At 71.1% G+C, this 17,417-nt stretch carries 15 protein-coding genes, 1 tRNA gene and 1 pseudogene; 9 read left to right on the forward strand and 8 right to left on the reverse strand.

Annotation, left to right across the window (positions count from 1 at the left end; all coding sequences use genetic code 11):
- Positions 1-255: 255 nt before the first annotated feature.
- The 4 genes from ACFYXA_RS29445 to ACFYXA_RS29460 all read left to right on the forward strand — a co-directional run bounded on the left by ACFYXA_RS29445 (position 256) and on the right by ACFYXA_RS29460 (position 3,210).
- Positions 256-648: a hypothetical protein gene (locus ACFYXA_RS29445; RefSeq protein WP_352249706.1), complete on the forward strand. Its 393-nt coding sequence runs from the start codon at positions 256-258 to the stop codon at positions 646-648.
- Between the two features lie 385 nt (positions 649-1,033).
- Positions 1,034-2,296 carry a helix-turn-helix domain-containing protein gene (locus ACFYXA_RS29450; RefSeq protein ID WP_352249704.1) on the forward strand — a complete coding sequence of 421 codons (1,263 nt, stop codon included), beginning with the start codon at positions 1,034-1,036 and terminating at the stop codon, positions 2,294-2,296.
- Between the two features lie 131 nt (positions 2,297-2,427).
- Positions 2,428-3,030 carry an oligoribonuclease gene (gene orn / locus ACFYXA_RS29455; RefSeq protein ID WP_351090687.1) on the forward strand — a complete coding sequence of 201 codons (603 nt, stop codon included), beginning with the start codon at positions 2,428-2,430 and terminating at the stop codon, positions 3,028-3,030.
- Between the two features lie 107 nt (positions 3,031-3,137).
- A tRNA-His gene (locus ACFYXA_RS29460) sits at positions 3,138-3,210 on the forward strand.
- A 156-nt stretch (positions 3,211-3,366) separates the two neighbouring features.
- Here ACFYXA_RS29460 and ACFYXA_RS29465 read toward each other — a convergent pair.
- Positions 3,367-4,422, reverse strand: a complete 1,056-nt coding sequence (locus tag ACFYXA_RS29465) for a LacI family DNA-binding transcriptional regulator (protein WP_352249702.1) — start codon at positions 4,420-4,422, stop codon at positions 3,367-3,369.
- 390 nt (positions 4,423-4,812) lie between these two features.
- Here ACFYXA_RS29465 and ACFYXA_RS29470 point away from each other — a divergent pair, with 390 nt between their 5' ends.
- From ACFYXA_RS29470 to ACFYXA_RS29485, 4 genes are all read left to right on the forward strand, one after another.
- The gene (locus ACFYXA_RS29470) at positions 4,813-6,183 is read left to right on the forward strand and encodes an extracellular solute-binding protein (protein WP_352249700.1); all 1,371 of its coding nucleotides are present in this window, start codon (positions 4,813-4,815) and stop codon (positions 6,181-6,183) included.
- Between the two features lie 5 nt (positions 6,184-6,188).
- Entirely contained in the window at positions 6,189-7,199 is a 1,011-nt protein-coding gene (locus ACFYXA_RS29475; RefSeq protein WP_389038895.1) for a carbohydrate ABC transporter permease, read from the forward strand.
- An 11-nt stretch (positions 7,200-7,210) separates the two neighbouring features.
- Positions 7,211-8,113 carry a carbohydrate ABC transporter permease gene (locus ACFYXA_RS29480; RefSeq protein ID WP_352249698.1) on the forward strand — a complete coding sequence of 301 codons (903 nt, stop codon included), beginning with the start codon at positions 7,211-7,213 and terminating at the stop codon, positions 8,111-8,113.
- A 133-nt stretch (positions 8,114-8,246) separates the two neighbouring features.
- Positions 8,247-9,683, forward strand: coding sequence for a GH1 family beta-glucosidase (locus ACFYXA_RS29485; protein WP_389038543.1), 1,437 nt, complete (start codon positions 8,247-8,249; stop codon positions 9,681-9,683).
- Positions 9,684-9,747: 64 nt separating this feature from the next.
- Here ACFYXA_RS29485 and ACFYXA_RS29490 read toward each other — a convergent pair.
- The 5 genes and pseudogenes from ACFYXA_RS29490 to ACFYXA_RS29510 all read right to left on the reverse strand — a co-directional run.
- A pseudogene (locus ACFYXA_RS29490) lies at positions 9,748-10,560 on the reverse strand (carbohydrate ABC transporter permease); the annotation flags it as partial.
- Positions 10,557-11,477 (reverse strand): sugar ABC transporter permease, encoded by a 921-nt coding sequence (locus ACFYXA_RS29495; RefSeq protein WP_352249692.1) that lies wholly within the window; start codon positions 11,475-11,477, stop codon positions 10,557-10,559. The pseudogene ACFYXA_RS29490 and the gene ACFYXA_RS29495, both read right to left, overlap by 4 nt.
- Positions 11,477-12,793: an ABC transporter substrate-binding protein gene (locus tag ACFYXA_RS29500; RefSeq protein WP_389038546.1), complete on the reverse strand. Its 1,317-nt coding sequence runs from the start codon at positions 12,791-12,793 to the stop codon at positions 11,477-11,479. The genes ACFYXA_RS29495 and ACFYXA_RS29500 overlap by 1 nt, the downstream gene beginning before the upstream one ends.
- A 203-nt stretch (positions 12,794-12,996) precedes the next feature.
- Complete coding sequence (locus tag ACFYXA_RS29505) at positions 12,997-14,394, reverse strand: ATP-binding protein (RefSeq protein WP_389038549.1); 1,398 nt, start codon at positions 14,392-14,394, stop codon at positions 12,997-12,999.
- Positions 14,391-15,116 (reverse strand): response regulator transcription factor, encoded by a 726-nt coding sequence (locus tag ACFYXA_RS29510; RefSeq protein WP_389038552.1) that lies wholly within the window; start codon positions 15,114-15,116, stop codon positions 14,391-14,393. The genes ACFYXA_RS29505 and ACFYXA_RS29510 overlap by 4 nt, the downstream gene beginning before the upstream one ends.
- Before the next feature lie 133 nt (positions 15,117-15,249).
- Between ACFYXA_RS29510 and ACFYXA_RS29515 the strand changes: the two genes are divergently transcribed.
- Positions 15,250-15,846 carry a hypothetical protein gene (locus tag ACFYXA_RS29515; protein ID WP_389038898.1) on the forward strand — a complete coding sequence of 199 codons (597 nt, stop codon included), beginning with the start codon at positions 15,250-15,252 and terminating at the stop codon, positions 15,844-15,846.
- Positions 15,847-15,868: 22 nt separating this feature from the next.
- Here the strand turns inward: ACFYXA_RS29515 and ACFYXA_RS29520 are convergent, their stop codons facing one another.
- Both ACFYXA_RS29520 and ACFYXA_RS29525 read right to left on the reverse strand, forming a co-directional pair.
- Positions 15,869-16,735, reverse strand: a complete 867-nt coding sequence (locus ACFYXA_RS29520) for a spermidine synthase (protein ID WP_389038555.1) — start codon at positions 16,733-16,735, stop codon at positions 15,869-15,871.
- A 68-nt stretch (positions 16,736-16,803) separates the two neighbouring features.
- The gene (locus tag ACFYXA_RS29525) at positions 16,804-17,196 is read right to left on the reverse strand and encodes a hypothetical protein (RefSeq protein ID WP_352249682.1); all 393 of its coding nucleotides are present in this window, start codon (positions 17,194-17,196) and stop codon (positions 16,804-16,806) included.
- Positions 17,197-17,417: the final 221 nt, after the last annotated feature.

Genomic DNA, 17,417 nt, shown 5'->3' on the forward strand with positions numbered 1-17,417 from the left:
CGTGTCCGGGAAACGCCTTCCCCGGCCCATACCCCCAAGGGTACGGCGGCAAGCCCCGTTGGCCCAGATCCCGCGCTTGTCCCCTGGGGGGTTCCAGGGAGCATGCACGAGGGCCGCCCGTAACGCAATGCTCGCTGCCCCGTACAGGCGGTTTGCGCAGGGTGCGCTCACCGGGGGCAGTGACCGAGCCGCGGGAGGGGCGTTGAACCCCTTGAGCCATCGCCCCTCCGGAAGTGGCCAGGAAGAAGCCGCCCCATGCCCGCAGCCCGCCGAGCCCCCGACGCCCGCGCCGGGGACGACCGGACCACCGACCTGATCCGCTGGGCGGCCTTCAGCTGTGTCCTGGTCCCCGTGGTCCTGGTCTGGTTCGGCGCCTCCCTCGCCGGCGCCCTCGGCACGGCCCTGGGCCTGGCCGCCGTCACCGCCGTCTGCCGGCTGCTGCTGCGCCGCTCCGAGCGGTGCGCCGCCGGACAGCGGGCGCAGGAACACGCGGCTCACCTCTCGCAGGGTCCCCGAGAGTCACATGAGTCACTCGGGGAACAGGGGGCACAGGCCCCTTACCGGTCCCGGCGCGGGGCCCGGCACCGCACCGAGGGCGGAGGGCGGCGTGGCGGTCGTCACAGCGGCGGAAGCGCACCGGTCGGCTGACCGGTTTTCACACCCCGAGGCATCGGTTTTCAGCCAACTTCCAAGAACCCCGCACCTCTTGCCCTGACCACCCCCCTCCCCCCGTCCCACCTGCACGAAGAGGGTCTGACGGGCCCCGCGCACCCTACGTGGATTGGCCACTGCCACAAGGCGCACTTCCCTGCACGGCCCCTGAGTGCAACCCTTCGTGATCGAATGCTTCACGCCAAGTTGCCATGTCGACAATCTGTCGGGTGCTGAACCGGCCATGCCGGCGGCGCACGACACAGTAGATTCGATCTTGACTGTCTACGGCGGGGGACTCGTGCAGACCGAGGGGAAACGTGCAGGAGCGACAAGCCCGACAAGTTAGGGGCGCCGCGACCACCAAGGGGGGCTTAGCAGGATGAGCCACGACTCCATCGCCGCGCCGGAGGCCGCGGCCAGGAAACTGTCGGGGCGACGCCGCAAGGAGATCGTCGCGGTACTGCTGTTCAGCGGCGGCCCGATTTTCGAGAGTTCCATTCCGCTGTCGGTGTTCGGGATTGACCGCCAGGACGCCGGCGTACCGCGCTACCGACTACTGGTGTGCGGCGGTGAGGACGGCCCACTGCGGACCACAGGGGGCCTGGAACTCACCGCACCGCACGGCCTGGAGGCGATATCCAGGGCCGGCACGGTCGTCGTGCCGGCCTGGCGTTCGATCACCTCCCCGCCGCCCGCGGAAGCGCTCGACGCACTGCGCCGGGCGCACGAGGAAGGCGCCCGCATCGTGGGCCTGTGCACCGGCGCGTTCGTGCTGGCGGCGGCGGGCCTGCTGGACGGGCGTCCGGCCACCACACACTGGATGTACGCGCCGACGCTGGCCAAGCGCTATCCGTCGGTGCACGTCGATCCGCGGGAGCTGTTCGTCGACGACGGCGATGTGCTGACGTCCGCGGGCACGGCGGCCGGGATCGACCTGTGTCTGCACATCGTGCGGACGGACCACGGCAACGAGGCGGCCGGCGCGCTGGCCCGCAGGCTCGTGGTCCCGCCGCGCCGGTCCGGCGGTCAGGAGCGCTACCTCGACCGGTCTTTACCGGAGGAGATCGGCGCCGACCCGCTCGCCGAGGTCGTCGCCTGGGCGCTGGAGCACCTCCACGAGCAGTTCGACGTGGAGACGCTCGCCGCGCGCGCCTACATGAGCCGGCGCACCTTCGACCGGCGGTTCCGCTCGCTCACCGGCAGCGCTCCGCTGCAGTGGCTGATCACCCAGCGGGTGCTTCAGGCGCAGCGGCTGCTGGAGACCTCCGACTACTCCGTCGACGAGGTCGCCGGGCGGTGCGGGTTCCGCTCGCCGGTGGCGCTGCGCGGGCACTTCCGGCGGCAGCTCGGCTCGTCCCCGGCCGCCTATCGGGCGGCGTACCGGGCGCGCCGGCCGCAGGGAGACCGGCCGCAGACCGACAGTGAGCCGCCTGCGCCGGTTCCGGTGGGGCCGGGCATGGGCGGGCTGCACCCGGAGGCGGGTGTGCCGCCGCAGGTGCGGCGCACGCCGGGACCGACCGCCCCGGCGGGCGCGCCGCACACGGCGTCGGCCGCTGCTCTGTCCGCGGAGCACGGCCAGCACGCACGGGAGGCCTTCGCGGGATCGCGGGCGAGCCTGCCGGGACCGCGTAGCGGCATGTGAGGACGGGCGGGGCGGCGGGGGCCGATGCGCCCCCGCCGCCCCGCCCCTCCCGTTCCGTCCCGCCCCAGGCGCCGGGGAAGTCGAGCCCACCGGGGCATCGCGTCGGCCGATGTCAGCCTTAGGGTGGTCGCATGAACGATCGCATGGTGTGGATCGACTGCGAGATGACCGGCCTCTCGCTGTCCGACGACGCTCTCATCGAGGTAGCCGCCCTCGTCACCGACTCCGAGCTGAACATCCTCGGCGACGGCGTCGACATCGTCGTCCGTCCGCCGGACTCGGCGCTGGAGACGATGCCGGAGGTGGTGCGTCAGATGCACACCGCGTCCGGCCTGCTGGACGAGCTCGCCGCCGGCACCACGCTGGCCGACGCCGAGGAGCAGGTCCTCGCCTATGTGCGCGAGCACGTGAAGGAGCCCGGCAAGGCCCCGCTGTGCGGGAACTCCGTCGGCACCGACCGCGGCTTCCTCCTGCGCGACATGCCGACCCTGGAGAGCTACCTCCACTACCGGATCGTCGACGTCTCCTCGATCAAGGAGCTGGCCCGGCGCTGGTACCCGCGGGCGTACTTCAACAGCCCCGAGAAGAACGGCAACCACCGCGCCCTCGCCGACATCCGCGAGTCCATCGCCGAACTGCGCTACTACCGCGAGGCCGTCTTCGTACCGCAGCCCGGCCCGGACTCCGACACCGCCAAGGCCATCGCCGCGAAGCACGTCCTGCCGGGGCGGTGACGACGCCGATCCGGCCCCCCGGGAAAGCCGTGCGCGAGCACCCCTTCGGACCCTGTACACTTTTTCTCGGCCGGTAGGGGAAACCACCCAGTGAACCGCCGGTCATGGTGGGTGTAGCTCAGCTGGTAGAGCACCTGGTTGTGGTCCAGGATGCCGCGGGTTCGAGTCCCGTCACTCACCCTCACCCGTCAAGGGCTGATCCGTGAAAGCGGGTCAGCCCTTGACGCGTTTCGCCCCTTGTACAGGACACTCCCCGCGCAGCACCCTCCCCGCCGGCCGGTGAGCTTCACCACCGCCACGCTCGAAGGGCCCTGCGCGGGACGCGACGCGCCCCGCTTACGACGACGCCCGCTGCACCAGTTCCGTCGCCAGGACCACCTGGCGGGGTTCCAGTTCGCGGGAGGCCGTCGGGCGGCGGTCCGCGATCTCGGTGAGGAGGAGGTCCAGCATGCGGCGGCCCATCTCCTCGATGGGCTGGCGGACGCTGGTCAGCGGCGGGTCCATGTGGCGGGCGATCGCCGAGTCGTCGTAGCCGACCAGGGCCACGTCGTCGGGGATACGGCGGCCCGCCTCGCGGAGCGCCTGGCGCGCGCCGGCCGCCATGACGTCGGAGCCCGCGAAGACGGCGTCCAGTCCCGGAGTGCGGGCGAGCAGGTCGGCCATCGCACGCCGGCCGCCCTCCTCGGTGAAGTCCCCGGGCTGCACGAGACCCTCGTCCACCTCGCACCCCGCGTCGCTCAGGGCGTCGCGGTAGCCGTCGACGCGGCGCTGGGCGCCGTACACGTCGAGGCGGCCGGTGATGTGCGCGATCCTGCGGCGGCCCTGGGCGAGCAGGTGCTCCACGGCGGAGCGGGCGCCGCCGTAGTTGTCGGAGTCGACGGACGGCAGGGTCTCCGCGGCGGAGCGGGGGCCGCTGATCACGGCCGGGATCTCCAACTGGGCGAGGAGGTCCGGGAGCGGGTCGTTCGCGTGCACCGAGACCAGCAGGACGCCGTCCACCCGGTGGGCCGCGAGGTACTGGGCCAGCCGTCGCCGCTCACGGTCGCTGCCCGCGAAGATCAGCAGCAACTGCATCTCGGTGTCTGAGAGTTCGGCGCCCACACCGCGCACGATGTCCGAGAAGTACGGTTCCGAGAAGAAGCGGGTCTCCGGCTCGGGGACGACGAGGGCGATGGCGTCCGTGCGGTTGGCGGCGAGGGCGCGGGCGGCGGTGTTGGGCACGTAGCCGAGTTCGGCCACCGCCGCCTCCACGGCCGCGCGGGTCGCGTCGCTGACCCGGGGCGAGCCGTTGATGACCCGCGAGACCGTGCCCCGGCCCACGCCGGCGCGCGCGGCCACCTCTTCGAGGGTGGGCCGCCCACCGCTCCGGCTCCGCGCTGAGTGGCTTGCCATGAGCCCCGCCTTCCCGCGTCGTCATCCCGCTGGCCTGGAATCTAACAGTCCCGCCCGTTCGGCCCGCCGTCACCGGGGCTCTCACCTCGGCTCCCTCGGGCCCGCGGCCACCGGGCGCCCTCGCGCCCGCCCACCCCGGCTCCGGCCGAAAAACATCACCCGCCGTAGTTAGTTAACAGGCCGATAACTGAACACATCCTTCCGCGCTCCCACCCTTGACACCCCCGGCCGAACCCGCGACTCTTCAACACATCACTTGTGGGAGCGCTCCCACGGTACCTGACACATACACATCCCGCACGTTCCCCGCCCGAGCCGCAGCGAGAAACTAACGGGCCCAACCATGCAGTTGGCCGGGGGGTCGGCACGTCAGGGCAACAGGAGGACGCAATGCGAGCACGTACCCTCCCCCACTCCCGGCTTCGGTCGGGCGGGGGCACCCGTATCGCCCGCGGGACGCGCAGGACGGTCGTCATCGCGGCCGCGGCCGCACTGGGCGCCGGGCTGCTGGCAGGCTGTGCCGACGACGGCAAGAAGGACGACGACAAGGGCTCGTCCGGAGACGGCAAGGGCAAGACCACGATCACGCTGGGCCTGTTCGGCACCATGGGCTTCAAAGAGGCCGGCCTCTACGCCGAGTACGAGAAGCTCAACCCGAACATCAAGATCGCCGAGAACGTCATCGAGCGGAACGAGAACTACTACCCGGCGCTGGTGAACCACCTCACCACCAACAGCGGCCTGCAGGACGTCCAGGCCATCGAAGTCGCCAACATATCCGAGGTCACCACCACCCAGGCCGCCAAGTTCCAGGACATGTCCAAGGTTTCGGGCGTGAACAAGAGCAACTGGCTGGACTGGAAGTGGGCCCAGGCCACGACCAAGGACAACAAGACGATCGCACTCGGCACCGACGTCGGCCCGATGGCCATCTGCTACCGCACGGACCTGTTCAAGGCGGCCGGTCTGCCCACCGACCCGGCGGCGGTCGGCCAGCTGTGGGCGGGCGACTGGAACAAGTTCATCGAGACCGGCAAGAGGTACAAGTCGAAGGCTCCGGCGGGCACCTTCTTCATGGACTCCCCCGGCGGTCTGCTCAACGCCGTCCTCTCCAGTGAGAAGGAGAAATTCTACGACTCCTCCGGCGAGATCATCTACAAGACGAACCGCGCCGTGCGGGCCGGCTTCGACCTGACCGCGAAGGCCGCCCAGGAGGGCCTGGTGCAGGGGGTTCCCCAGTTCCAGCCGAGCTGGGACCAGACGATCGCGAACAGCAAGTTCGCCACGGTGGCCTGCCCGCCGTGGATGCTCGGCACCATCAAGGGCAAGTCGAAGCCCGACTCCTTCGGCAAGTGGGCCGTCGCGGTGGCCCCGAAGTCCGGCAACTGGGGCGGCAGCTTCCTGGGCGTCCCCTCCAGCGGCAAGCACGTGAAGGAGGCCGAGAAGCTGGTCGCCTGGCTGACCGCGCCCGAGCAGCAGGCCAAGCTGTTCAAGGTGCAGGGCTCCTTCCCGAGCGCGCCCGGCGCGTACACGATGCCCGAAGTCACCGGCGCCACCAACCAGATGACCGGCAGCGCCAACATCGGCACCATCTTCGCCGAGGCCGCCAAGTCCGCCCCGGTCCAGGTGATCGGCCCGAAGGACCAGATCATCCAGCAGGGCCTGAGCGACAACGGCGTCATCCTGGTGACGAAGGGCAAGTCCACCGAAGAGGCCTGGGCCAACGCCACCAAGACCATCGACAACAGCCTGGACAAGTGACCCGCATGGCCACCCGCCACGACACCGCCGCGCCCCCCGTGAAGGAGGGGGGCGCGGCCCCGGGCCGCCCGCCCGTCGAACCGACACAGGCGGAGCAGCGGCGCCGCGCCCGGCTGTCCCGCCGCTGGCAGCGGGACCTGCGCTGGAGCCCGTACGCCTTCGTCTCGCCGTTCTTCCTGCTGTTCCTGGCGTTCGGACTGTTCCCGCTGCTCTACACGGGCTGGGCGTCGCTGCACCAGGTGGAGATGACCGCGCCGACCGACATGAACTGGGTGGGGCTGCGCAACTACACCCGGATCTTCGACGACGAGTTCTTCTGGAACGCGGCGCGCAACACGCTCACGATCGGCATCATCTCCACGGTGCCGCAGCTGCTGATGGCGATGGGCATCGCGCACATCCTCAACTACAAGCTGCGCGCCTCGACCTTCTACCGGGTCGCGATGCTGGCGCCGTACGCGACGTCCATCGCAGCCGCCTCGCTGGTCTTCGTGCTGCTCTTCGGGCGTGACTACGGCATGATCAACTGGGGCCTGGACCTCGTCGGGATCAGCCCCGTGGACTGGCAGAACGACAAGTGGCCGTCGCAGTTCGCGGTGTCCTCGATCATCATCTGGCGCTGGACCGGCTACAACGCCCTGATCTACCTGGCGGCGATGCAGGCCATCCCGCAGGATCTCTACGAGTCGGCCGCGCTGGACGGCGCGAGCCGCTGGCAGCAGTTCTTCCATGTGACGCTGCCGTCGCTGCGGCCCACGATCCTGTTCACCGTGGTCGTCTCCACCATCGGCGCGAGCCAGGTCTTCGGCGAGCCGCTGCTGTTCGACCCGAACAAGGGCGCGTCCGGCGGCGCGGAACACCAGTTCCAGACGCTGGGCCTGTACCTGTACGAGCAGGGCTGGGTGAACCAGCACCTCGGCCGCGCCTCCGCGATCGCCTGGACCATGTTCCTGATCCTGATCGTGATCGGCATCGTCAACTACGTCATCTCGCGCCGGCTGCGCGCCAGTAGTTAGGAGTACCGGCCGTGACGACGACACTGACCCCGCCGGATACGACCGTGAGCAAACCCGGCCGTGCCCGGCGGCCCAAGTCGGCCCGCGCCGGCGGCACGCTGCACGCCGGCCCCCTCTCGTACGTGATCCTGGGCCTGTTCACCCTCGGCTCGCTGTTCCCGCTGGTGTGGACGGCGATCGCCGCGTCCCGCGACAACAACCGGCTCGCGCAGACGCCGCCGCCGTTCTGGTTCGGCTCGAACCTCTTCACCAACCTCGACGAGGCCTGGAACGGCGCCAACCTGGGCAAGGCGTTCGTCAACACGACGATCGTCGCCGGGACTTCGGCGGCCACCATCGTGTTCCTGTCCACGATCGCCGGATTCGCCTTCGCCAAGCTGAGGTTCAAGGGCCGGGGCGCGCTGATGCTGATCGTGATCGGCACGATGATGGTGCCGCCGCAGCTGAGCGTGATCCCGCTGTACATGATGGTCGCCAAGCTCGAGTGGACCGACCAGCTCCAGGCGGTGATCCTGCCCTCGCTGGTCAGCGCCTTCGGCGTGTTCTTCATGCGGCAGTACCTGATGCAGGCGCTGCCCGACGAGATCATCGAGGCCGCCCGGGTGGACGGCGCGAGCAGCTGGCGCGTGGTGTGGCACGTGGTGTTCCCCGCGGCGCGCCCCGCGATGGCGGTGCTCGGCATGCTGATGTTCGTGCAGACGTGGAACGACTTCCTGTGGCCCTTCCTGGTGCTGAGCCAGACGGGCAACCCCACCGTGCAGGTCTCGCTCGCGGCGCTGGGCCGCGGCTACACGCCGGACCAGTCGCTGATCATGGCGGGCGCGCTGCTGGGCACGCTCCCCCTCCTGCTGGTCTTCGCGATCTTCGGCAAGCAGATCGTGGGCGGCATCATGCAGGGCGCGGTGAAGGGCTGAGGCCCGTCCGTCCTCGTCTCCTGGCGGGGCCGGGTCATCGTCGCCTCGGCCCCTCCGTACCAACCGCATCACCTCACCCCCCATCCTCCGTCGGTCGGCGACGACCTCGACGACCAACCATGGGAGCGCTTCCATGTCTGAGTCCGCACAGTCGGCCACCCCGGTGACCTTTCCTCCCGCCTTCCTCTGGGGCGCCGCGACCTCCGCGTACCAGATCGAGGGGGCGGTGCGGGAGGACGGCCGCACCCCGTCGATATGGGACACCTTCAGCCACACGCCGGGCAGGACCGCCGGCGGCGAGACCGGTGACATCGCCGTCGACCACTACCACCGCTACCGCGACGACGTGGCGCTGATGGCGGAGCTGGGCCTGTCGGCGTACCGCTTCTCCATCTCGTGGTCGCGGGTCCAGCCGACCGGGCGCGGCCCCGCCGTCCAGGTGGGCCTGGACTTCTACCGCCGTCTGGTGGACGAGCTGCTGGACAAGGGCATCAAGCCGGCGATCACCCTGTACCACTGGGACCTCCCGCAGGAGCTGGAGGACGCGGGCGGCTGGCCGGAGCGCGACACGGCGCACCGGTTCGCCGAGTACGCGCAGATCGTCGGGGAGGCGCTCGGCGACCGGGTGGAGCACTGGATCACGCTGAACGAGCCGTGGTGCAGCGCGTTCCTCGGCTACGCCTCCGGTGTGCACGCGCCGGGCCGCACGGACCCGGCGGCCTCGCTGCGCGCCGCGCACCACCTGAACCTGGCGCACGGGCTGGGCACGTCCGCGCTGCGGTCGGCGATGCCGGCCCGCAACTCGATCGCGATCAGCCTCAACTCCTCGGTGGTGCGGCCCCTTTCGCAGACGGAGGCAGATCTCGCCGCCGTCCGCACGATCGACGACCTGGCCAACGGCGTCTTCCACGGCCCGCTGCTGCGCGGCGCGTACCCGGGGACGCTGCTCGCCTCGACGTCGTCGGTCACCGACTGGTCGTTCGTCCTCGACGGCGATCTGCGCGCGATCCAGCAGCCGTTGGACGCGCTGGGCCTCAACTACTACACGCCCACGCTCGTCTCGGCGGCGGACGCCGACCCGAAGGGCCCGCGCGCGGACGGTCACGGCGCGAGCTCGCACTCCCCCTGGCCGGGCGCGGAGGACGTCGCCTTCCACCAGACGCCGGGCGAGCGCACGGAGATGGGCTGGACGGTCGACCCGACGGGGCTGCACGACCTGATCATGCGGTACACCAAGGAGGCCCCGGGCCTGCCGCTCTACATCACGGAGAACGGCGCGGCCTACGACGACAAGCCGGACGCCGACGGCCGGGTGCACGACCCGGAGCGCGTCGCCTACCTGCACGGCCATCTGCGGGCGGTCCGCCGTGCCATCGCGGAGGGCGCTGACGTCCGGGGCTACTTCCTGTGGTCCCTGATGGACAACTTCGAGTGGGCGTACGGCTACCAGAAGCGGTTCGGCGCGGTGTACGTGGACTACGCGACGCTGGCCCGCACCCCGAAGTCGAGCGCCCTGTGGTACGCCCAGGCAGCGAAGACGGGGACGCTCCCGGCACTCGAGACCACCTGACCCTTCCGGGGGAGCGGGGGACGGGGCGCGGCACACCGGGGGGGGTGCGCCGCGCCCCGCGCATGATCGCGGTGAGGAGCGCGCCGGCGGCGACGAGGTTGGGGTCGGTGAAGTACTGGCCGGAGAGGTTGTTGAGGGCGGAGGTGATCGGCATGTTCTCGCCGGTGGAGATCAGGACGAGGGCCCAGAAGAAGTCGTTGTAGATCCAGATGGAGAGCAGGGTGGCCAGGGCGGCCATCGCGGGCTTGCACAGGGGCAGCACGATCTGCCGGTAGAGCCGCCACACGGAGGCGCCGTCGACGAGGGCGGCCTCGGTCAGCTCGTGCGGCAGGGAGCGCATGTAGTTGCTCAGCACGAAGGCGCAGAAGCCGGACTGGAACGCCACGTGGATGAGCACGAGCCCGAGGGCGGAGTCGTACAGCTTGCCGCTCACCGTGATGCCGGGCAGGTCGATGAGCAGGTACAGGCGGTACAGCGGGGTGATGACGACCTGTTGCGGGAGCAGGTTGCCGGCGGTGAAGACCAGCAGCAGCGCCAGGTTGAGGCGGAAGTCGAAGCGGCTGACGTAGAAGGCGACCATCGAGGACAGGAACAGCGTGAGCACCACCGCCGGGACGGCGATGATCACCGTGTTGCCGAAGTAGTGCAGCATGTCGGACTGCTGGAAGGCGTCGGTGAAGTTGTCCAGGCTCAGCTTGTCGGGCCAGGAGACGTAGCCCTTGCTGCTGGTCTCGGCGTACGGGCGCATCGCGGCGAGCAGCGCCCACAGCAGCGGGGCGAGCCAGGCCAGTGCGGTGACGACCAGGAAGGCGTGCAGCAGGATCCGGGCGGGGCGGACGGGGGTGCGCTGCCTGCCCGCGGCGCTCGCGGTGCTCATGCGCGCCGCTCCTTCCGGAAGGTCGCCACCAGGTAGGGAATGATCACGACGAGGGAGATCACCAGGAGGACGACGGCGATGGCGGAGCCGTAGCCGATGCGGCTGGACTCGCCGATGATGTTGTCGGTCACCAGGATCGACAGCAGTTCGGTGCCCTGGGCGCCCTTGTTGAAGACGAAGACGAGGTCGAAGGCGCGCAGCGCCTCGATGATCGTGACGACGAGGACGACGGTGTTGGTGGGGCGCAGGGCGGGGAAGACGACGTTCCTGAACGTCTGCCACTCGCCCGCGCCGTCCAGTGCCGAGGCCTCGCGCAGCGCCGGGTCGACGCTCTTCAGGCCGGCCAGGTAGAGGATCATCATGTATCCGGCGTGCCGCCAGGAGGCGGCTACCAGGACGGCCCAGAGGTTGAGGTCGGGGTCGCCGATCCAGTCGATGTAGTGGCCGGGCCGGTTCGCTCCGATGAGGCTGTTGATCAGCCCGGTGTCGGGGTTGTACACGAGCTGCCAGACGAATCCGATGACGGCCAGGGACACCACGACGGGCAGGAAGAACGCGGTCTGGTAGACCCGGCTGAAGCGGATCCTCTTGTCCAGCTGCACGGCGAGGAACAGGCCGATCGGCGTCGGGATCAGGATGAGGACGGCGAACCAGACGACGTTGTGCTCGACGGCCGGCCAGAACTGCGGGTTGGTGGTGAACAGTTCCTTGAAGTTGGCGAGGCCCACCCAGCGGATGGAGTCGAAGCCGATGCCGTCCCAGGTGGTGAAGGCCAGCGCGATCGAGGCGAGGGCGGTGACCCAGACGAGGGCCACGTGCAGGACCGTGGGCACACCGGCCATCAGCCCGAGCGTGAAGCGGTCACGCCGGGTGAGCAGACGGCGGTGGCCCGTCGTGTCGTGGGTGTCGGTGCTCATCAGCCGGACGCGAAGATCGTCTTCTTCTGCCGCTCGATCGAGGTCAGCAGGCTGTCGACGCCCTTGGGGTCGCGGACGAACTTCTGCAGCGCGGGCTGCATCACCGTGGAGGTGAAGTCGGGCCGGCTGTCGCGGTCCATGAACTGGGTGAGGCTCTTGGCACCGGTGATCATCGCGTACGCCTTCTTCTGCAGGGCGGTGTACGAGGAGGTGTCGGCCTTGGTGGAGGCGGCGACGACGCTCGGGTCGGCCTTGAGGTAGACCGCCTCGGCCTGCGGGGTGCCGAGGTACTCCAGCAGTTTCAAGGCGCCCTGCTTGTTCTTGGGGGCCTTGCTGAGCATGAAGCCGTCGGTGGGCGCCTCGACGGTGTCCTGTCCGTACGCCGGGTCGATCTCCGGGAAGGCGAAGAAGTCCAGGTCGTCGAGGTCGGCCTGGTCGGTGAACTGCTGTGCGACGAACGTGCCCAGCAGGTACATGCCGGCCTTCTTGGAGACGAGGGTCTGCGCGGCGTCCTGCCAGGTGCGGCCCACGGCGCCGTCCTGGTGGTAGGGCAGGATCTCGGCCCAGTGGTCGAAGGTCCTGCGCACCTTGGCGTCGGTCCAGGAGGCCTTGCCCGCCATCAGCTCGACGTGGAAGTCGTAGCCGTTGGTGCGGAAGTTGATCTGGTCGAAGGTGCCGAGCGCGGGCCAGGCGTCCTTGTCGCCGAAGGCTATCGGCACGAGCTTGTCCTGCTGCATCCGCTTGCACAGCGCGACGAGCTGGTCCCAGGTGGTGGGGACGGTGTAGCCGTACTGCCGGAAGACGCTTCTGCGGTAGAAGAGCGCCCACGGGTACGTGTACAGCGGGACGAAGTAGTACTTGCCGTCCTCGCCCTTGCTGAGCGCCTTCATGGCCTCGGGGAAGTCGCCGCCGATCTTCTGCCACACCTCGTCGACCGGGGTGGCGAGCTTCTTGGCCGCGAAGAACTGCATGCGGTAGCCGGCGAACCAGTGGAACACGTCGTCCGGGGTGCCCTGGAGGTAGGAGTTGATCTGCTCCTGGAAGGTGTTGTGGTCCTTGGTGTTCACGTGGACCTTGATCCCGGACTGCCGGGTGAAGGCCGCGTAGATGTCGGCGAAGGCCTTCTTGGGCACGGGGTCGGACGCGTTGGAGCCGACGGTGACCGTCTTGGGGTCGGCGGCGGCCGTGCCGCTGCCGCCGCAGGCGCTCAGCAGGGGGATGCCGGCGCCGAGGACGGCGGCGCCGCCCATGCCGCGCAGGAGGGTGCGGCGACTGGGGGCGCGGTGGGCGAGGCCGGAGGGGGAGAGGTCGTGCATGTACGGCTCCAAGGGCAAGGTTCGGCCACACAGCCCGGCTGAAAGCGGACCTTAATTGACCAGAAACGAACTTGACCGAACACGGTTGCGCAATGACAGCCCCGTTTCCCGGCACGCGTCAAGAGATGAGAGCGCCGGTTGTCGAACCGTAATCGACCCGACTCGGCCCGTTTCGCCCGGTGTGAGATCCACGACGGGGCAGGTCACGCGCGGGGGAAGACCGATCCCGGGCGGCGCGGGCGGCCCGCGCGGCGTCTGCGGACGGCCCCGCGGTGTCCCCGGCGCGGCGGCTCGTGCCCGCTCAGCTGGAGCCGGACGCGCACCTCGGTCCCGCCCAGCACCGAGGACCCGATCCGCACGTCCCCGCCGGTCGACTCCGCGAGCCGGCGCACGATGTCCAGCCCGAGCCCGGTCGAGCCCGCGTTCCCGGAGCCCCGGCCGCGCGCCATCGCCGCCTCGGGGTCGGGTATGCCGGGGCCGGCGTCCGACACCAGCACGATCACCGCGTCCTCGGCGTCGTGCACGTCGACGGCGAAGGCGGTGCCCTCCGGGGTGTGCCGGAAGACGTTGCCGAGCAGCGCGTCCAGCGCCGCCGCCAGGTCGGCGCGGGCCACGGGGATGCGCACCGGCCGGTCCACTCCGGCCACCCGCACGGTGCGGTCCTCGTCCTCCGCGAGGGCGGACCAGAACGCCATCCGCTCCCGCACGACCTCGGCCGCGTCGCAGCCGGCGCCCGGTCCGGCGGCGGCCGTCTGCGGCTTGGCCTCGCGCGCCGTGCGGATGATCGTGTCGACCTCCCGCTCCAACTGGGCGACCGCGGCCCGGGTCTGCTCGGCGGCCGGGGAGTCGCCGAGGGATGCCGCGTTGAGCCGCAGCACGGTCAGCGGCGTCCGCAGCCGGTGGGACAGGTCCGCCGCCAACTCCCGCTCGTTCGCGAGAAGTTGTACGACCTGGTCGGCCATGGAGTTGAACGCGACTGCCGCCAGCCGCAGTTCGGTCGGCCCGTCCTCGGGCACCCGCGCCCCGAGCTTGCCCTCCCCCAGTTCGTGCGCGCCCTGCGCCAGCCGCTGGGCCGGGCGCACCATCCGCACCCCCAGCCGGTCGGCGACGGCGACCGAGCCGACGATCAGCGCGGCGCCCACCCCGGCCAGCACCGCCCACGCCGTGGCGACGCCGTTGCTGACCTCGGCCTCGGGGACGTACACCTCGATCACCACGGTGCCCAGGCCCAGCGCCACGGGCTGGAGCAGCACGGAACCTCCGGGCACGCCGGCGGTGGAGGCGCGGCCCAGGGCGCGCACGGCCTCGACGTCGGAGTCGGCGGCACGCGGGCGGCCCAGGCGGGCGGCCTGGCGGCCCTCGCCCGCCGGCAGGTGCACCGCCATGTCGTCACCGGAGCCGGCGGAGGCCACGACCCGCTCCAACTCGCCCCGGTCGGTGGTGATGGACAGCGCGGGGACCACGACGGCGGCCTCCCGCTCGGCGTTGGAGAAGGCGCGGTCGCGGGCCATCTCCTTGATGACCAGTCCGAGTGGGACGGCGAAGGCGACCACGACCATGGCGGTGACGGCCAGACAGACCTTGACCAGAGCCCACCTCACGGCGGCCCCCCGGGGTCCTGCGGTGAGTCCTGCGCCGAGGGCGGTTCCAGCTTCACGCCGACGCCGCGCAAGGTGTGCAGGTAGCGCGGGCGGGCCGCCGTCTCGCCCAGTTTGCGGCGCAGCCAGGACAGATGGACGTCGATGGTCTGGTCGTCGCCGTAGGACTGCTGCCAGACCTCGGCGAGCAGTTCACGGCGGGGGACGACGACGCCGGGCCGGCCGGCGAGGAAGGCGAGCAGGTCGAACTCGCGGCGGGTGAGGTCCAGCCGGGCCCCGTCCAACTCCGCCTGGCGGCGCAGCGGATCGACCGTCAGTCCGCCGACCCGCAGCACCGCGGCCGGCGGGGCCGACCCCGCCCCGGCCCGGGACCGGCGCAGGACGGCCGCCATCCGTGCGGAGAGGTGCTCCACCGAGAAGGGCTTGGTGAGGTAGTCGTCCGCCCCGGCGTTCAGCAGCCGGACGATCTCCGTCTCGTCGTCGCGGGCGGTGGCGATGATGACCGGCACGTCGGTGATGCCGCGCAGCATCTTCAGGGCCTCGGAGCCGTCCAGGTCGGGCAGTCCGAGGTCCAGGACGACCACGTCGAAGCGGAAATGGGCGACCTCGCGCAGCGCCTCCAGCGCCGTCCCGACGCTGCGCACGAGGTGCGAGGCGTCGGTCAGGTGCCGGATCAGCGACGAACGCACGAACTGGTCGTCCTCGACCACGAGCACACTTGCCATGCGCGGCAACCTACGCCATGCCGGCGAGCCCGGTTCGGGCCTGTGGACAACTCGTCGCATGTGGACAACCGGTGAGGTGTCCATGCGGTGCTGGCGTACGTCCGTGCGACACCCGTGGGGCGTGTGGGGCAAGATGGCCGCGATGCGCAGCGGACTCGTACACCTGCTCGCGTGGTCGCTCGCCACGGGCGCGGCGGTCACGCTGTCGTGGTGGGGCGTCCACACGGTGATGGCCGGCACGGCCTACGACCCGCCGCGCGCCCTGCCGCTGACGGCGGGTGAGGCGACCGGGCGGGCCGGGGCGAGCGAACCGCCGGCGGCCGGGACGAGCAGCCCCTCGCCCTCCCCTTCCGCCGACGCGTCCCCGGCACGGCCGAGCCGCACGCCGGACACGTCGTCGGCACCGCCTCCGTCCCCCTCCGGCCCGTCCGCCTCCGGCCCGTCCGCCTCGGGCACGTCCGCCTCCGACGCTTCCAGGGCTGCGGCCCCCGGCGGGCCCGGCTCGTCGGGCGAGGTCAAGAGCTATGACACCGAGGGCGGCCGGGTGGTCCTCGACCTCGGCACGACGTCCGCGTCGCTCGTCTCGGCGACACCGGGCGCGGGCTGGTCCATGCAGGTGTGGAAGACGCAGTCGTGGATCCGGGTGGACTTCGCCTCGGGCGCGGACCGGGTCACGGTGTTCTGCACCTGGCACGACGGGCCGCCCCGGGTGGACGTCAACACCTACTGAACTCCGGTGCGGGGTCGGGCTCTTACTCGAAGACGGAGGGCGGCGGGGCCGGTGACGCCACGGCCGCGGCGTCCGTGACCGGTGCGGCTCCGCCGGTGAAGTCGAGGAGCGGCCTGCCGTGTTCGACGCGGCCGGGGTGCGGGTCGGAGGCGGCCCGGCGGGTCAGTTCGGCGACCGGCAGGGGCAGGTCGCAGGCGACCAGGACGGCGTTGCCGAACCGTCTGCCGCGCAGCACGGCGGGGTCGGCGACCAGGGCGAGTTCACGGAAGCGGGCGGCCGCGGTGGCTATCTGGCCGCGCAGATGGGCCAGCGGCGGGCCGTCGGCGATGTTGGCGGCGTAGAGCCCGCCGGGCTTCAGCGCTCTGCGGACCTCGTCGAGGAACTCGGCCGACGTCAGGTGCGCGGGGGTGCGGGCCCCGCTGAACACGTCGGCCATGACCACGTCGGCCCATCCGTCGGGCACCTTGCCGAGTCCTTCGCGGGCGTCGGCCGACCTGACCCTGATCCGCGCCCCGGGGTCCAACGGCAGTTCACGCCGGACCAGTTGGACGAGACGCGCGTCGCGTTCGACGACCTGCTGGGTGGAGCGGGGGCGGGAGGCGGCGACGTACCGGGCGAGGGTGAAGGCGCCACCGCCGAGGTGCACCACGTGCAGGGGCTTGCCCGGCGGCGCGGCGAGGTCGAGGACGTGGCCGAGGCGGCGCTGGTACTCGAAGGACAGGTACGTCGGGTCGTCGAGGTCGACGTGCGACTGCGGCGCCCCGTCGATCAGCAGCGTCCAGGCCCGCGCGCGGTCCCGGTCCGCCACCAGCCGGGCCTGCCCGCCGTCCACGGGTTCGACGACGGCTTCGGCGTCGCGCTCGCGACGAGAGGTGCGGGACCGTGCCATGAGGGCATTCTCGCAGGTGCGTTGCCGGGTCTCAGCGGCAGTTGTCCGCCGCCTCGATGACGCGGGTCTCAGCGGCAGTTGTCCGCCGCCTCGATGACGCGAGCCGCCTCGCCCAGCGCTCTTCGCAGCACCGCCGGATCCGTCGCGAGATCCGCCTCGCCGGGCGGGACCAGCCAGTCCGCGCCCTCGACCGGCGGCTCGGGGGGCAGCCGCAGCCCGCGGCCGTCCGTCCCCGTACAGGTGCTGCCGGGCACGTCCCAGGCGGCGGCCGTGCCCGCGGGCACCACGAAGCCGAGCGTCCCGCCCCCGTCGTCGTGCAGCACGGGTCCCACCGCTTCTCCCGGACCCCGCCTGCGCAGGATGTCGACGGCCTCCAGCCCCTGCCGCGTGGGGACGGTGACCACGTCACACCCCGGCTGCGGCTCACTGCACTCGACGTCGACGTTCCGGCTGGTCTGCATCCCGGCCTCCACCACTGAACCCCTCCTTCGGCGAGCGGCGCGGGAGTCGGGCGGCTCCCGGTCCACAGGGCTCAACGCGTCACGCCCGTCAAGGGCTACGGCGGAAGTCCGCCGCAAAGGATGGCAGTTCATGGCAGATCTCGTAGGAGATATCCGGTTTGTGGCCAAACACCGCGTGGCGGTCCGGTCACAGCAGGTACGTTCTTGCCGCCGGACAACAG

This window comes from Streptomyces sp. NPDC002566 (assembly GCF_042889585.1).
Taxonomy (GTDB): Bacteria; Actinomycetota; Actinomycetes; order Streptomycetales; family Streptomycetaceae; genus Streptomyces.

Coding starts and splice junctions, on each gene's coding strand:
- orn (WP_351090687.1), top strand. CDS start 2,428: ATGAACGATCGCATGGTGTGGATCGACTGCGAGATGACCGGCCTCTCG.
- ACFYXA_RS29500 (WP_389038546.1), bottom strand. CDS start 12,793: ATGCACGACCTCTCCCCCTCCGGCCTCGCCCACCGCGCCCCCAGTCGC.
- ACFYXA_RS29445 (WP_352249706.1), top strand. CDS start 256: ATGCCCGCAGCCCGCCGAGCCCCCGACGCCCGCGCCGGGGACGACCGG.
- ACFYXA_RS29450 (WP_352249704.1), top strand. CDS start 1,034: ATGAGCCACGACTCCATCGCCGCGCCGGAGGCCGCGGCCAGGAAACTG.
- ACFYXA_RS29515 (WP_389038898.1), top strand. CDS start 15,250: ATGGCCGCGATGCGCAGCGGACTCGTACACCTGCTCGCGTGGTCGCTC.
- ACFYXA_RS29525 (WP_352249682.1), bottom strand. CDS start 17,196: ATGCAGACCAGCCGGAACGTCGACGTCGAGTGCAGTGAGCCGCAGCCG.
- ACFYXA_RS29465 (WP_352249702.1), bottom strand. CDS start 4,422: ATGGCAAGCCACTCAGCGCGGAGCCGGAGCGGTGGGCGGCCCACCCTC.
- ACFYXA_RS29495 (WP_352249692.1), bottom strand. CDS start 11,477: ATGAGCACCGACACCCACGACACGACGGGCCACCGCCGTCTGCTCACC.
- ACFYXA_RS29475 (WP_389038895.1), top strand. CDS start 6,189: ATGGCCACCCGCCACGACACCGCCGCGCCCCCCGTGAAGGAGGGGGGC.
- ACFYXA_RS29520 (WP_389038555.1), bottom strand. CDS start 16,735: ATGGCACGGTCCCGCACCTCTCGTCGCGAGCGCGACGCCGAAGCCGTC.
- ACFYXA_RS29470 (WP_352249700.1), top strand. CDS start 4,813: ATGCGAGCACGTACCCTCCCCCACTCCCGGCTTCGGTCGGGCGGGGGC.
- ACFYXA_RS29485 (WP_389038543.1), top strand. CDS start 8,247: ATGTCTGAGTCCGCACAGTCGGCCACCCCGGTGACCTTTCCTCCCGCC.
- ACFYXA_RS29510 (WP_389038552.1), bottom strand. CDS start 15,116: ATGGCAAGTGTGCTCGTGGTCGAGGACGACCAGTTCGTGCGTTCGTCG.